Annotated in this window: 10 protein-coding genes; 6 read left to right on the top strand and 4 right to left on the bottom strand. The window is 66.7% G+C overall.

Features of this window, described 5'->3' with window-relative positions; genetic code table 11:
• Positions 1–305 precede the first annotated feature (305 nt).
• The 5 genes from AC6RV7_RS06390 to AC6RV7_RS06370 all read left to right on the top strand — a co-directional run bounded on the left by AC6RV7_RS06390 (position 306) and on the right by AC6RV7_RS06370 (position 6796).
• The gene (locus tag AC6RV7_RS06390) at positions 306–3410 is read left to right on the top strand and encodes a PAS domain S-box protein (RefSeq protein ID WP_500093081.1); all 3105 of its coding nucleotides are present in this window, start codon (positions 306–308) and stop codon (positions 3408–3410) included.
• Positions 3411–3415: 5 nt separating this feature from the next.
• Entirely contained in the window at positions 3416–3799 is a 384-nt protein-coding gene (locus AC6RV7_RS06385) for a response regulator (RefSeq protein ID WP_500093080.1), read from the top strand.
• A complete protein-coding gene (locus AC6RV7_RS06380; protein ID WP_500093079.1) occupies positions 3796–5865 on the top strand; it encodes an ATP-binding response regulator in 2070 nt (689 codons plus the stop codon). The genes AC6RV7_RS06385 and AC6RV7_RS06380 overlap by 4 nt, the downstream gene beginning before the upstream one ends.
• A gap of 221 nt (positions 5866–6086) precedes the next feature.
• On the top strand, positions 6087–6263 hold the full coding sequence (locus AC6RV7_RS06375) for a DUF1328 domain-containing protein (protein ID WP_500093078.1): 177 nt from the start codon (positions 6087–6089) through the stop codon (positions 6261–6263).
• Between the two features lie 95 nt (positions 6264–6358).
• Positions 6359–6796, top strand: coding sequence for a hypothetical protein (locus AC6RV7_RS06370; protein WP_500093077.1), 438 nt, complete (start codon positions 6359–6361; stop codon positions 6794–6796).
• A 65-nt stretch (positions 6797–6861) separates the two neighbouring features.
• On the opposite strand, the gene AC6RV7_RS06365 is transcribed toward AC6RV7_RS06370, so the two are convergent.
• The 3 genes from AC6RV7_RS06365 to AC6RV7_RS06355 all read right to left on the bottom strand — a co-directional run bounded on the left by AC6RV7_RS06365 (position 6862) and on the right by AC6RV7_RS06355 (position 8131).
• Positions 6862–7062 (bottom strand): SlyX family protein, encoded by a 201-nt coding sequence (locus tag AC6RV7_RS06365; protein ID WP_500093076.1) that lies wholly within the window; start codon positions 7060–7062, stop codon positions 6862–6864.
• Positions 7059–7658: a response regulator gene (locus AC6RV7_RS06360; RefSeq protein WP_500093075.1), complete on the bottom strand. Its 600-nt coding sequence runs from the start codon at positions 7656–7658 to the stop codon at positions 7059–7061. The genes AC6RV7_RS06365 and AC6RV7_RS06360 overlap by 4 nt, the downstream gene beginning before the upstream one ends.
• Positions 7659–7735: 77 nt before the next feature.
• Positions 7736–8131, bottom strand: a complete 396-nt coding sequence (locus tag AC6RV7_RS06355) for a response regulator (protein ID WP_500093074.1) — start codon at positions 8129–8131, stop codon at positions 7736–7738.
• A gap of 316 nt (positions 8132–8447) precedes the next feature.
• On the opposite strand from AC6RV7_RS06355, the gene AC6RV7_RS06350 reads away from it, so the two are divergent.
• Positions 8448–8945 (top strand): helix-turn-helix domain-containing protein, encoded by a 498-nt coding sequence (locus tag AC6RV7_RS06350; RefSeq protein ID WP_500093073.1) that lies wholly within the window; start codon positions 8448–8450, stop codon positions 8943–8945.
• Positions 8946–8966: 21 nt separating this feature from the next.
• Here the strand turns inward: AC6RV7_RS06350 and AC6RV7_RS06345 are convergent, their stop codons facing one another.
• Complete coding sequence (locus tag AC6RV7_RS06345) at positions 8967–14123, bottom strand: PAS domain S-box protein (protein WP_500093072.1); 5157 nt, start codon at positions 14121–14123, stop codon at positions 8967–8969.
• Positions 14124–14164: the final 41 nt, after the last annotated feature.

Below are 14164 nucleotides of genomic sequence, written 5' to 3'. Positions count from 1 at the left end.
CGTGCGGCGGAACGCTTTTTTCGTTTTCGTCGACGGACCACCAGCGGCAGCTCCTCGCGTAAGGTTCCGCCTTCGGAAAGGTGTCGCCATCCGCTGTCGCATCGCAACGATGGTTGCCATGACAGGTCCAGCCGTTGTCCAGGACGGTCTGCGCCGCCGCGTTCACGTTGTCGTCGTGAGCCGCCGGAAAGTCGCGGATCCGGGAGCTGGAAGTGCCAGCCCCCAAATGTCAGCGGCGCTGCGCCGATTGCACGCCCGTCATCGGGCGCATCTCCCGGCGGACACACACGTCTACTTCTGACCGCATGCACCCCGGCGCCACCCCCGCCCATATCGTCGATCCGCTCACCTTACCCCCTCCCGGCCGGCCTCGAGCCCTGGCCATCGCTGCGCTGTATGCGGCGGCCGCCGCCAGCTGGATCTATTTTTCCGATCGCGTCCTCGTCTGGCTCGCACCGGATGCCGACGCCCTGCTGCGGTGGAGCGTTTACAAGGGCATCGGATTCGTGGGGGTGACAACCGCCGTCCTGTTTGTGGTGCTCGCGCGAACCTTTCGGCGCATCGAGCGCGCCCATCAGGCGCTCGCCGACAAGGAACGGGGACGCGCCGCCCACGAACTGGAACTGGAGCGGATCAGCCGGCTCTACGCCGCCCTGAGCCAGGTCAACCAGGCGATCGTTTGGTCGAAAACTCCGGACGAGCTCTGCCGGAAAACCTGCGACGCTTTGCGCGAGCACGGCGGTTTTCGCGCAGTGACGATCGAGCGCCGGCCGCCGACGGCCGAAAACGCTCCCACCGAAACCGTGCTCCGCGACGGACAGCCACTTCTGTTCAACGATCTCGGCCTCGGGGGCAGCGACGAGCCCTGGCGCCGGACCGCGCTCCAATCTGGAATCCGCGCCTCGGCCTTCTTTCCGATTCGGCTGCAAGGCACGGCGACCGGCGTCCTCAACGTCCACGCCGACACCGCGGGCTTTTTCCGCGAGGCCGAGCTCGCGCTGCTGACCGAGGCGGCGGCGGATATTTCGTTCGGACTCGAGAACCTCACGCTCGCGGAGGCGCGGTCCCGCGCCGAGGCGGTCGCGCGGCGCGAACAGGCGTTTTCCAGCACGATGCTCGATAGCCTGCCGGGCATCCTTTATTTCTACGACTCGTCCGGACGTTTCCTGCGCTGGAATCGCAATTTCGAAGAAGTTTCCGGCTATTCTGCCGAAGAGGTGGGGCGGATGCACCCGCGGGATTTTTTTCCGCTCGAGGATCAGGCGAGTGTCGAAACAAGGATCGCCGAGGTTTTCACGCGCGGCGAGGCCTGGGTCGAGGCGCCACTCCGTCGTCGCGACGGCACGACGGTGCCGCATCTCTTCACAGGCCGGCGCGTCGAGTTCGAGGGACGCTATTGTCTCGTCGGCGTGGGCATCGACATCAGCGCACGGCGTCAGGCGGAGGAGGCGTTGGAAAAATCCGAACGCCGGTATCGCACCACCTTGGACAACATCCTCGAGGGCTGTCAGCTGATCGGCTTCGACTGGACCTACCTTTACGTCAACGCCGCCGCCATGCGGCACAGCCGCCGACCGGCCGAAGACCTGCTCGGCCACACCATGCTCGCCGCGTGGCCGGGCATCGAGTCGAGCGCCGTATTCCAGCTGCTTCGACGCTCGATGGAACAGCGCGAGCCGGCGCACGAGGAAACGGAGTTCACTTTCCGCGACGGCAGTCGCGGCTGGTTCGATGTGCGCGTGCAACCGGTGCCCGAGGGCATCTTCGTTTTGTCGATCGACCTCACCGAGCGCCGCCAGGCCGAGAGCGCGTTGCGCGAAGTCCAGGGCCGGCTCCAAACGGTGGTCGAAAACCTGCAGGAGGGCCTCGTGATCGCCGCGCGCGACGGCGACCTGCTGTATTGGAATCCCGCGGCGCTGCGGCTGCTCGGTTTCGAAACCACCGTGGAAGGCCGCCGCCTCCAGCGCGAATTTCACCGCCTCTTCGATCTCGCACTGCCCGACGGCACGCCGCTGCCTCATGACCGCTGGCCGCTGGCCCGCGCGCAACGCGGCGAGAAATTCCAACGCCTGGTGCTGCGGGTGCGACGTCGCGACCGGCCGTGGGAACGCGTCCTCGCCTACAGCGGCCTGGCCACCGCGTCGGCGGATGGCACGCAGGCGCTGGCGTTCGTGACGGTGCGCGACATCACCGACCAGGTCGCCGCGGAATCCGAACGCGCCTGGCTTTACGAGACCGAAAAATCCGCCCGGCTGGAGGCCGAAAACGCCCGGCGGCAGGTGGATCACATTCTCGAGAGCGTCACTGACGCATTCGTCGCGCTGGATTGCGACGGCCGCTTCGTCTTCGTCAACGATCGCGCCGCGCGCATCCTCCAGCGCCGGCCGGCGGATCTGCTCGGGCGGCATTTCTGGAGCGAGTTCGCGGAAGATCTCGGCGCCACCCTCCGTCCCGCATGCGAACGCGCGGCCCGCGAACTGGCGCAGGTGCAATTCGAGCAGTATCAGCCGCGGCACGACGCCTGGTTCGAATACCGCATTTATCCGGCGGCGTCCGGCCTCTCGATCGTGTTCCAGGACATCTCGGAGCGGAAACGGGCCGAAGCCCTGCTCCGCGAGGCCAACGAGCAACTGGAGCTCCGCGTCGCCGAGCGAACCGACGAATTGAAGTCGGCCCTGATGCGCGCCGAGGCGGCGGATCGGATCAAGTCCGCGTTTCTCGCCACCATGTCGCACGAGCTGCGCACGCCGCTCAACTCGATCATCGGCTTCACCGGCATCGTCCTGCAGGGCCTCGCCGGTCCCTTGAACGAAGAGCAGGCGAAGCAGCTGGGCATGGTTCGCGGCAGCGCGCGTCACCTGCTCGAGTTGATCAACGACGTGCTCGACATCTCGAAGATCGAGGCCGGCCAGCTCGAGGTCAGACGGGAAAAATTCCTGCTGCCCGCGATACTCGAACACGTCGTCGCCACGGTGCGGCCGCTCGCCGACCGGAAAGGCCTGAAGCTCGTCACCGCCATCGCCCCGGAGTTGGGTGCCATGGAAAGCGACCGGCGCCGTTTCGAGCAGATTCTCCTCAACCTCATCAACAACGCGGTGAAGTTCACCGACACCGGCGAGGTGCGCGTCGAAGCGCGGCTGCGGCCGGATTTTCGTCTCGATCCCTCCACACCGCCGCGCCCCGCGGCCGAGATCTCCGTCCTGGATACCGGTATCGGGATCAAGGCCGAGGACCTCGGCACGCTTTTCCAACCGTTCCGGCAAGTCGACACCGGCCTCGCCCGCCTGCACGAAGGCACGGGACTCGGATTGGCCATCTGTCGCCGGCTCGCGACGCTCCTCGACGGCACCATCGCCGCGCAAAGCGAATGGGGCAAAGGCAGCGTCTTCACCGTCACCCTTCCTCTGTAAATTTCATGCCGCCCCCGCGCTTCAACATTCTCATCATCGAAGACAACGAGCAGAACCGCTACCTGGCGACGTTCCTGCTCGAGAAACACGGCTACCGCGTGACCACCGAATGCGACGGGCCCGGCGGCATCGCCCGCGCCCAGGCGGAGCACCCCGATCTCATCCTCCTCGACATCCAGCTCCCCGGCATGGACGGCTACGCGGTCGCTCGCGCCCTGCGCTCGATCGCGGCGCTCGCCCGCACACCGATCGTCGCCGTGACCTCCTACGCCATGGTGGGAGACCGCGAGAAATCCCTCGCCGCCGGCTGCAACGGCTACATCGAGAAACCTATCAACCCCGAGACCTTCGTCGCCGAAGTCTCCCGCTTCCTCCCCTCCCCGCCATGAAACGCTCGCTCGTCGTCGACGACAAGGAGGAGAACCTCTATTATCTCCAAGCCCTGCTGCGCGGCCACGGCTACGACGTGGAAACGGCGCGCCACGGCGCGGAAGCGCTGGTCAAGGCCCGGCAGCGTCCGCCGGATCTGGTTGTATCCGATTTGTTGATGCCGGTGATGGACGGCTACACGCTGCTGCGGCACTGGCGGGCCGATCCGCGGCTGCGCAAGATCCCGTTCGTCGTCTACACCGCGACTTACACCGAAGCGGAGGACGAGCGTCTCGCGCTCAGTCTCGGCGCCAACGCCTTCATCCTGAAGCCCGCGGAGCCGGAGGATTTCCTCAGCCGGTTGCGCGCGCTCGAAGCGCCGGCGTCGCCCCCGGAACCGATGCCGCCGCCGCCCGGCGCCGAAAGCGAGTTGCTGAAGGTCTACAGCGAGACGCTGATCCGAAAACTGGAGGAAAAGACGCTGCAGCTCGAAGAGGCGAATCGCGTGCTGCAGCGCGACATCGCCGAGCGCGCGCGTTTCGAAGAGACGTTGCGCGAGAGCGAGGAGCGTTTTCGCGCGACCTTCGAGCAGGCCGCCGTCGGCATCGCCCACGTCGATGCGCGGGGCCGTTTTCTCCGGGTCAACGACAAGCTTTGCGAGATGTGCGGTCGCCCGCGCGAAGCGCTCCTGCAGGGCGAATTCACGCACCTGCTCGCGCCGGAGGAAAGCGCCGACCACGCGCGCGTGCTGCGGACGCTCCTGGAGGGCGGAGAGTCGGCGCACACGTCCGAACGCCGCTGCCGGCGCGAAAATGGCGAGCCGTTCTGGGCGAGCCTCGTCACCAAACTGCTGCGCGACGAACGCGGCGCGCCCAAGTATTTCATCGCCGTCATCGTCGACATCACCGAGCGCAAGACGCTCGAGGAACAGGTTTTTCGCACGCAGCGGATGGAGAGCATCGGCACGCTGGCCGGTGGCATCGCCCACGATCTGAACAACATCCTCGCGCCGATCCTGATTGGCGTGGAGCTGCTGGCGCCGACGACGGCGGATCCGGAGTTGAAGCGCGTGGTCGACACCATCGCGCGCAGCGCCACGCGCGGCCGCGACCTCGTGAAACAGGTGCTGTCGTTCGCGCGCGGCGTGGAAGGCGCCCGGGTGGCGGTGCACCTGCATCACATCGTCCGCGAAGTGGAGTCGATCGCTGCGACCACGTTTCCCAAGAACATCGTCCTCACGACGTCGATGCCGCGGGACCTCTGGCTCGTTTCCGGCGATCCGACGCAGCTGACCCAGATCGTGCTCAACCTGTGTGTGAACGCCCGCGACGCCATGCCGGACGGAGGCCGGATCGGCGTCGTTGGACGCAATCTCGAAATCGACGCCGCCTTCGCGACGATGCACCGGGCCGCACGGTCCGGGCGTTATGTTTCGTTGGAAATCACGGATTCGGGCTGCGGCATTCCCGCGGACATCCTCGACCGCATCTTCGAACCGTTCTTCACGACCAAGGACGTCGGCAAGGGCACCGGGCTGGGACTCTCCACCGTGCTCGGCATCACGCGCGGCCATGGCGGCTTCGTGGATGTGCGCAGCGAGCCGGGACAGGGCAGCACGTTCACCGTGTATCTGCCGGTTCCGCCCGAGCTCGAACCACCGCCCGCCGCGCGTCCCGGCACCCAGGAGCTCCCGCGTGGCAACGGCGAACTCGTGCTCGTGGTCGACGACGACACCCCCACTCGCGAAATCCTCGTGCAAACGCTGAAGAGCCTCGGCTACGGCGCGCTCCCCGCGGAGGATGGCTCGCATGCGATCGGTTTGTTCGCTTTGAACCGCGAGCAGGTGCGGGTCGTGATCACGGACATGATGATGCCTGTCATGGACGGTCCGGCCCTGGTCGCGGCGCTGTGGCGCATCGATGCCACCCTCCCCATCATCGCGTCCAGCGGTCTCCACGGAGATGGCGATGCCGCCCGCGCCGCAGGGTGCGGAATCCGCCATCTGCTGCCCAAACCCTACTCCGCCGACATGCTCGCGAGTCTGCTCCGACACGTGCTCCACTCGGACGGCGCGACCGTGCGCTAATTACCTTTGCAACCCGCACGTTGCGCGGGTTCTCCGGACCGCAAAACGCATGAGCGCCCGCTCCGGCCGCGCCATGGCTCGAGCGCGCTGAAATTTTAACCTGCTGGCCGTCGCGCGGTTGAGGCGAATCGGCGGAACTCTGGCATTCGCGAAGCAACCATGGCGCAAGTGCCGCGGCGTTCCAGCTGTCGAGGCTTCGCACAACCTCAACCTCACGTCTCATGCTTCGCTGGATCATCACGTTCCTCGTCATCGCCTTGATCGCAGGCCTTTTTGGCTTCACCGGCGTCGCCGGTGCGGCGACCGACATCGCGCGCATCCTGTTCTACGTCTTCCTGGTGCTGCTGCTGATCGCGATCGTCGCAGGTCTTTTCCGCGGTTCGCCTCCGTCGCCGTAAATGCCGCGGCGTTTGCTCTGTCACCCGGACGACCGCGGATCGCCGCGGTCATCCACCGTCCTGTTTTCCCCCTGAAACCCAAAACCAAAATGAATATGAAAAAATCCGCCCTCCTCCCCGCCGCTGCTCTCGCCACGCTCGGCCTGGCGTTCTCCCTCTCCGCTTGCTCCCGCAACCACGACGCCCGCACCACGGCGGCCACCGACGCGACCACGTCCGCGACGACCAGCGCCGAAACGATGGCCACGAATGCCTCGGCGGCGATGCAGGACAAGTGGGAAGACCTTAAGAACTATTCGTATGAGCGCCGCACCGAAGTCGCGCAGCAGGCCAACGACTACGCTGCCCGGATCGACACCCGCATCCAAAGCGTGTCGGGCGAAGCTCGCGACCGGCTCGCCGAAGCGCGCGACGATCTCCGCAGCGCAGCTAGTGAAGTGAGCAACGCCACCGCGGAAACCTGGGACGCTACGAAAGAGCGCGTGGGACGCGCCTGGCAACGCGCCGAGTCGGCGTTTCAGGCTGCCGAGTAACCGAAGCTCTTCTCCAATTCGCTCAAGACGCCGCCCACCACGGCGTCTTTTTTGTTGGGCGATGCTCAGTAGTGCGGTGGACGCTCGTCTTCGGGCAGAGGCGCATTTTCCTGCGCGCCGCCGACGCGGTCCATCAGCCGCCGCAACTCCCGCTTCAACCGCGCCACATCGTCGCCCAGTTCCAGGATCACCTTGTCCTGCTGGGTGAGATGATGCTCGAGAAACGCGATCTTCTCCTCGAGCCGGCGCACGTCGTCGCTGCTCATCCGTTCCGCTGGCCTGGTGCCGGCGGCATCTGCTGCCGGAGTTTTTCGAGTTCGGGGATCACCACCCGCGTGTAGCAATCCGGGCAAATCGAATGGCTGAATTCGCTGCCGGTCCGCTCGTTGATATAGCCCTCGATCTGCTGCCAGTAATTCTGGTCGTCGCGAATCTTTTTACAATACGTGCAGATCGGCATCATCTCCTCGAGCTGCCGGACTTGCGTCGTGTAGCGCAGGATCCGCTCCGCGACGCGCAACCGCGTCCACAGTTCCGTCAACACCAGGGGCTTCGTGAGAAAGTCGTCGACGCCCGCGTCCGCCGCCGTGCGCTGGTTGTCGTCCGTCGCATCGTTCCCGGTCAGCAGGATGAAATAAACATACTCGCCGCCGATCTGGCCGCGGATGCGTCGGCAAAGTCCCAGTCCATCCAGCCGCGGCATCATCCAGTCGCTTACCACGACCCGCACCGGCTCGCGTTCCAACAGGTTCCACGCCGCTTCGCCATCCCCGGCCTCCACGACGTCGTGTCCGAGGCGGTGCAGCGCCTTGCGTAGGATGGCGCGGGAAACGAGATCGTCTTCGACAGCCAGGATTTTCACAGTCAGTGCGAGGCTTGGGGCCATCGCCACCGCAGGCAATGGGGAAACGCGTCAATTCCCCGCGACATCCACCCTTTTCACGATCCCGTCTGTAAACCGGGACGCGGCGGGCCGCCAAGTAGTCGATCGATCACTCCAAGCAGATCGGGCCATTCGAAAAGCTTGGGCGCAATCCCATTGGCGCCCACCAGACGCGCCTGTTCGCGCAACGTCGGCGTCACCTCCCACGCGAGCAACAGGATCGGCAGCCGCCCCAATTTCGGATCGCGTCGCAATGCGACACAGCTGGCGAGCCCCTGGCCGGTGCCGAGCCCCGCATCGATGAGAACGAGGTCCACCTTGTCGCCGGCCTCGGCGCGCCGCGCCGACTCCACATCCTCCACCGCCACGACGCAGTGGCCGAAACTCGGCAAGCAATAGGCGAGCGCTTCGCGAAAGCCCGCGTTGGCATCGATGACCAGCAACGTCGCCATTCGTCACGTCCGCCGACGCCCTGCCCGCCTGCGCTCCTCGCCCAGCATCTCACGCAACCGCGCGCGCACCTCCTCGCAGGCTTCCCTGGCTTCCGGCGCCGGCTGCAACCGCTCGAGACAGTCGCAAATTCCGATCAGCGTGGCCACCAATTGACGGCGCCAGCGTCGGCGCAGCCGGCTCCCCGCATCGAGCGATTTTGAAGCGGACGGAGTGGCCACCTGCACAGATTTTGTAGTTTACAATTTTTTGTCAACTGCGGCTCCGGGGTCGCCGCGCCCGTTGACAGCCCGCTCGCGGAATGGCTACTCCCTGCAAATGGATTACCCGCAGTTGTTCCGCAGTCTCCGCGAGGCGAAGCGCCTGACGCTGGAACAACTTGCCCGCCTGGCCCGCGTGCATCGCAACACCGTCGTCAATGTCGAATCGGGCCGGCCGGTGAAGTTCAAGACGATCGCCGCGCTGATGCGGAAAATGGGCTACGCCGATCGGTCGCCGGAGATGAGGGGCATCGCGCTGCTCTGGCTCGAAGCAGTGAGTGGGCTGCCGCTTTCGCGCGACGACGCCGAAGCCGCCGCGCGCAGCACCGTCGAACAACACCGTCAAGCGCATCACGAGGCGCTCCGGCAGCTCGAACAGCAGATCGCCGCCTCCAACCTGTCGCCGCAGCAAATCGAGTTGCTCGGGTTTGCCGTCCGCAACCCCGAGATCATCGAGATCGTTGCCAGCATCCGCGACCTGGCGAAAAGCAACGACAGCTCGAAGGAACCGCTCCCGCGCGCGGCCGAAGCCGCGGCCCCCTACGACACGCCCTGACGACCGGCCGCGCCGCGGCCGTCAAACAAGGCTCGCCTCGAGCTCGGCGAAAGCCGCCCGCAGTCGCTCGCCGCTGGAGCGCACGTCGCGCAGGCAATTTCCGACTTCCGCCCAGTCTTGCGCCAGCGCCGCCTTTTCCAGCGCCAGCAGCACGTGCCGCGACTCCCGCGCGCCGATCACTGCCGAGCTGCCGGCGAAGGCATGGGCCGCCTGTGCCAGCGCCGTGGCGTCCCGATCCGACGCCAGCCGCTCGAGTTCGGCGCGTCGTTGCGGTTCCTCGACGAAGAAGTTTTTGACCAGTTCCGGCAGCAGCCGCCCGCCGCTCCGCCCGGGCAACGCCCGCAGGTTCTGCAACACCTCCACGTCGAGCACCCGGGGGTCGACTTCCGGCATCGGGGCCGGGGCCGCGACGTCCTCCGCCGCCACTCCGTCCGGACGCCCGCCGCCACCCGGGCGCATGCCGTTTCGCCGCAACGCCTCGCGCAGTTCGTCGGCCCGCACCGGCTTCGTCAGGTAATCGTCCATCCCCGCCGCGAGGCACTTCGCGCGATCGCCCGCCATCGCATACGCGGTCAGCGCGATGATCGGTATCCGTGGATTGAGGACGGCAGCCGCGCCTGAGCGGATGCGACGCGTGGTCTCGTAACCGTCGAGCTCCGGCATCTGGCAGTCCATCAACACGGCGTCGTAATCGGTCTGCGCCAGCTTTTCCAGGGCGATGCGGCCGTTGGCGGCACACTCGACCGTGTGGCCCATCTGGGCGGCGAGCATTTCGATCACCTGCTGGTTGGTGGGATTGTCCTCCGCCAGCAAGAGCTTGAGCGGCCGGCCGGGAGAGACTTTCTCCACCGAGACCGGTCGGGGCGCCACGTAGAGGTCGAACACCCGCAACAGGCAGCGGTGCAGCTGCGCCTCGCGCACCGGCTTCGCCAGCAGCGCCGCAAAATTCGCCTCCTGCAACGCCGCCTCGTCGCCGATCGGCTCGGCCGACGACAGCATCACCAGCGGTGTTTTCTTCAGCAACGGATCGGCGCGAATCGCGCCGGCGAGCGCCAGCCCGTCCATCTCCGGCATGTGCCAGTCGAGCAGCGCCAGCTGGTAGGCCGAGCCGAGCCGCGCGCCCGCCCGCAACAGCGCGAGCGCCTCCCGGCCATCCTCGGCCGCCTCGGCCCGCAGGCCGAAGCGCGCCAGTTGCGAGAGCAGGATCTGACGGTTCACGGCATTGTCGTCCACCGCCAGCACGCGCAGGTTCGGCGGCAGTTTCTCGAAGCCCGCCACGCGATTCGGCCGCCGCGGGAGGTCGAGTTCGAACCAGAACATCGACCCCTGCCCCACCTCGCTTTCGAAACCGATGTCGCCGCCCATCAGTTCCACCAGCTGGCGCGAAATCGCGAGGCCGAGTCCCGTGCCGCCGAAACGCCGCGTGCTCGTGCCGTCCGCCTGCGTAAACGGCTGGAACAGCTCCGCCTGCGTCTGCTCCGGGATGCCCACGCCGGTGTCGCTCACCTTCACGCGGAAACACGCGCGCTCCGCGGTGTGGTGCATCTGCTCGACGCGCACCACCACCTCGCCGCGATCGGTGAACTTGATCGCGTTGCCCACCAGGTTCGTAAGCACCTGGCTGATGCGGCCGGCGTCTCCGACCAGCGGATACGAGATCTGCGCGTCGAAATCGCAGGCCAGCTCGAGACGCTTCTCGTCCGCCCGCGGTGCGAGCAGCGTGAGCGTCTCCTCGACCACCTGCCGCAGGTCGAATTCCGCCGGCTCGAGCCGCAGCTTGCCCGCTTCGATCTTCGAGAAGTCGAGGATGTCGTTGATGATCTTCAGCAGGCTTTCCGCGCTGCGCAAAATCACGCCGCTCATGTGCTGCTGCTGCGCCGACAGCGGCGTATCGATCAGCAGCGATGCCATGCCGATGATGCCGTTCATCGGCGTGCGGATCTCGTGACTCATTGTCGCGAGAAACTCCGATTTCAACCGCGACGCCGCGAGCGCCGCGTCGCGCGCCTGCGCCAGGCTGTCCTCCAGCTGTTTCCGCGCGGTCACATCCTCGATCTGCGCGATGAAATGCACCGGCGCGCCCGCCGGGTCGCGCACCAGTGACGACGTCAGCCGGATCCACACGGTGTGGCCGTCGCGATGCACGAAACGTTTTTCCAACTGCGAATAACGCAGCTCGCCCTCGAGCAGCCGCCGGGTGTGGACGAGGTCGAGCTCGAGGTCCTCCGGATGCGTGATCTGCTCGGTGCGTTGCTGCAGCAGCTCCTGCTTCGAATAGCCGACGATGTCGCAGAGCGTCCGGTTGACGCGCAACCAGCGACCGTCGATCCCGACGAGCGCCATGCCGATGCCGGCCGAATCGAAGGCGCTGCGGAACCGCTCCTCGCTCTGCTGCAGCACCGCCTCGGTGTCCTTCTGCTTCGTCACGTCGATCGCCACGCCGACCAGCCAGTAGAAATCGCCCTCGGCCGGCCGGATCGCGACCGACTCGCGGATCCAGATCCGGCCGTCCGGTCCTGCGACGCGAAATTCCTGCACATAACCCGAGGATCGTCCGACGATCGCCTCGTGCGCGCGGCGGCGGATCTCGTCGCGTTCGGGAATGTCGAACCGGTCCCACAAGACGGTGTTTTCGTCCGGTCCCCGCTCGCCGAACAGCCGGCGATATAAGCCGGATGGATACACCGTGTAGCGCCAGGTCGACTCCGCGCCCCGCAGCCGCACGCCCGCCTCCCAGACCAGGCAGTCGGCATGGGCCAGCACGCGGCTCAACCGCTCCTCGCTCGCCTGCAGCGCCGCTTCCGTCTTTTTCCGCTCCGTGAGATCCTGCGCGATGAAAAGGAAACCCGTGACTTCCCCCGCGCGATCGCGCAACGCGGTCGTGGTCAGGAGGACCGGGAGGCGCCGGCCGTCCTTGCAGACATACGTCCACTCGCGCTCGTCGGCGCCGCCCTGACGGACCGGCGCAACCAGGGCCTCCCAGCCGGCGGCAACCGGCCGCCCGAATTTGGCCGTCAGCTCCTCCGCCCGGCTTTCGAGTTCCGAACGGGCGTGCAGAAGATCCGGCGACGTCTTGCCCACCAGTTCGGCGCTGGCATAGCCGAGCATGTGCTCCGCGCCGGCGTTGAAGGTGACGACCATGCCAAGCCGGTCGGTGCTGATGAAGCTGTAGATCGTGCCGTCGATCACGGCGCGATGCAGCCGGTTGGTTTCTTCGAGTTTGCGCTGGGCGATCCGCAATTCCGCCGTGCGATCCGCCGCGATCGATTGGGCGCGGTCGCTCGTCGTCAACGCGCTCAGCACCAGCGCGGACAACAGAAAGCTCGCCAAGGCAAACGCCCCCGCGGCCCAGACCATCGGCGAATGACTCGTGGGGGCAAATGCGGGTCCGCGCGACCACCCGAGAATGAAGGATTGGCCCAGCAATTCGAGCCGGCTGAGCCCGTCGAATTTGTTCCAGATCGGCAGGGCAGCGTTCGGCCCCTGCGACGCATAAATCACCCGGTCCGCCGTGATCGGCCCTTCAGGAAACACGAAAAGCCGCGCGGTGCGTTCCAACCCGGTGATCGCCCCCGCCATGAAATCGTCCAGCGCGAAGGGCGCGTAAATCCACGCCACGAGCGCATCGCGTCGCGCCGCCGGTTCGTCGGTTCCGGTGATCCCGCGATAGACGGGTGAGAGCACCACGAAACCGGGGCGCGTCGGCCCGTCCGGGATCAACGCCACCCGGGTGGTCATCCGCGGCTCGCCGTGCGCCCGCGATTCTTCGGCCGCCCGCGCCCGCGCCGGCTCGGTCGACACGTCAAGGCCCAGCGCGAGCCGGTTGAGCGCCTCGGGCTCGATCTGCGCCAGCACCAGCCGCTCGCGCGTCGGATCGGGCGGCGTTTTTCCCCATGGCTTGATCGCGAAACCCGGCGCCCCGTCCGCGCGCACCCGCTGGAGAAAGGATTCCTCCTCCGCCGCCTTCACCGGGAAAACCAGCCCGATGCCGCGCAACCCCGGACAGCGCCGCGCGATGTCGAGCCGCTGCGCAAACTCCCGCCACTCGCGGCCGCTCACGTCCGGTCGCGCCGCCACGAAGCCGACGCCGGCATCCAGGGCCTCGATATACCCCTGCATCCGTTCGCGCATCCGCAGCTCCGCCGCCGCGGTCAACTGGGCAAACGCCACGCGATCGTTGGCCGCCCGCTGTTCGTTCAAGCCGAGAAAAATCCAGCCGCTCAACGTCCAGCCGACCACGAGCACCAATCCCGGCCAGAGCAGATTCCCCGCCGCCTTGAAGGCCGGCAGCAACAGCGCCGTCAGCGCCACCATCGCGAGCAGCAGCTGGAGCCAGATCAGGTCGGCCTTGCCCGCCTCGAAACCGAACGGCCCCTGCCCGAGTGCCCCCGCCGTGATCGCGAAACCGGCGATCACGAGCGCCGCGAGTTCGATCGCCCACGGCCCGCACCACGCCACCACCAACAGCATCATCGGCAGCACGCCGGCCAGAAACCACGCTCCGCCGGGCACGAAGAACCCCATCCAGCACAGAATCGCGATCCCGCCGGTCAACAGCACGAAGCGCAGGGTTTCCCAGATGCGCGCGGCGTGGAGTTGCAGCAGGAAATTCGGCTGCCGCACAAACAGCGGCAGAAACATCAGCAGCCCGAGCGCATTGCAGGCCCACCAGGAGACGAACGTCGTTAAGAAATTCTCCTGCACGCTCTCCCGCAGGATCGCCAGCGCCGTCACGCCGAAGATCGCGCTCGCCAGCGGCGCGATCGCCGCCGTCATCAGGCACGCCACCGCATCCCCGAGCGGAAACAGTTGCCACTTCGTCGCCCGGCAGCGCTCGAAGACCCACGCGCCGAGAATCGCCTCCGCCGTCGCGCCCAAACCGAACGCCACCCCGGCCCACCATCGCAGCGTGGTTTGAATCGGATACCAGGGCAGATGCGCCACCAGGTTCGCCGTCAAGGCGCCCAACAGCACGCTCAACCACGCCCGCCGCCCGCCCAGGACGAGCAGCGCCACGCCCAATCCGCTCACCGGCCACACCGTCGACAACGACTCGTGCAGCGTCGTGAGCCGCATGCTCAATCGCGCCGCCGAAAAATAGATGATCGCCGCCGCGAGGATCCTCACCGCCACGGGAAGTCGCGTCAGGTCTCGCCAGCCGGGTGTCGTTGAACTCATTGATCAGCGGTGGAAACCCCGGCCAGATGCAAACGCCCGAC

The organism is Opitutus sp. sgz309028, assembly GCF_059821195.1.
Note: the sequence above shows the minus strand (reverse complement) of the source record. Positions and strands in the feature narration are given on the sequence as shown.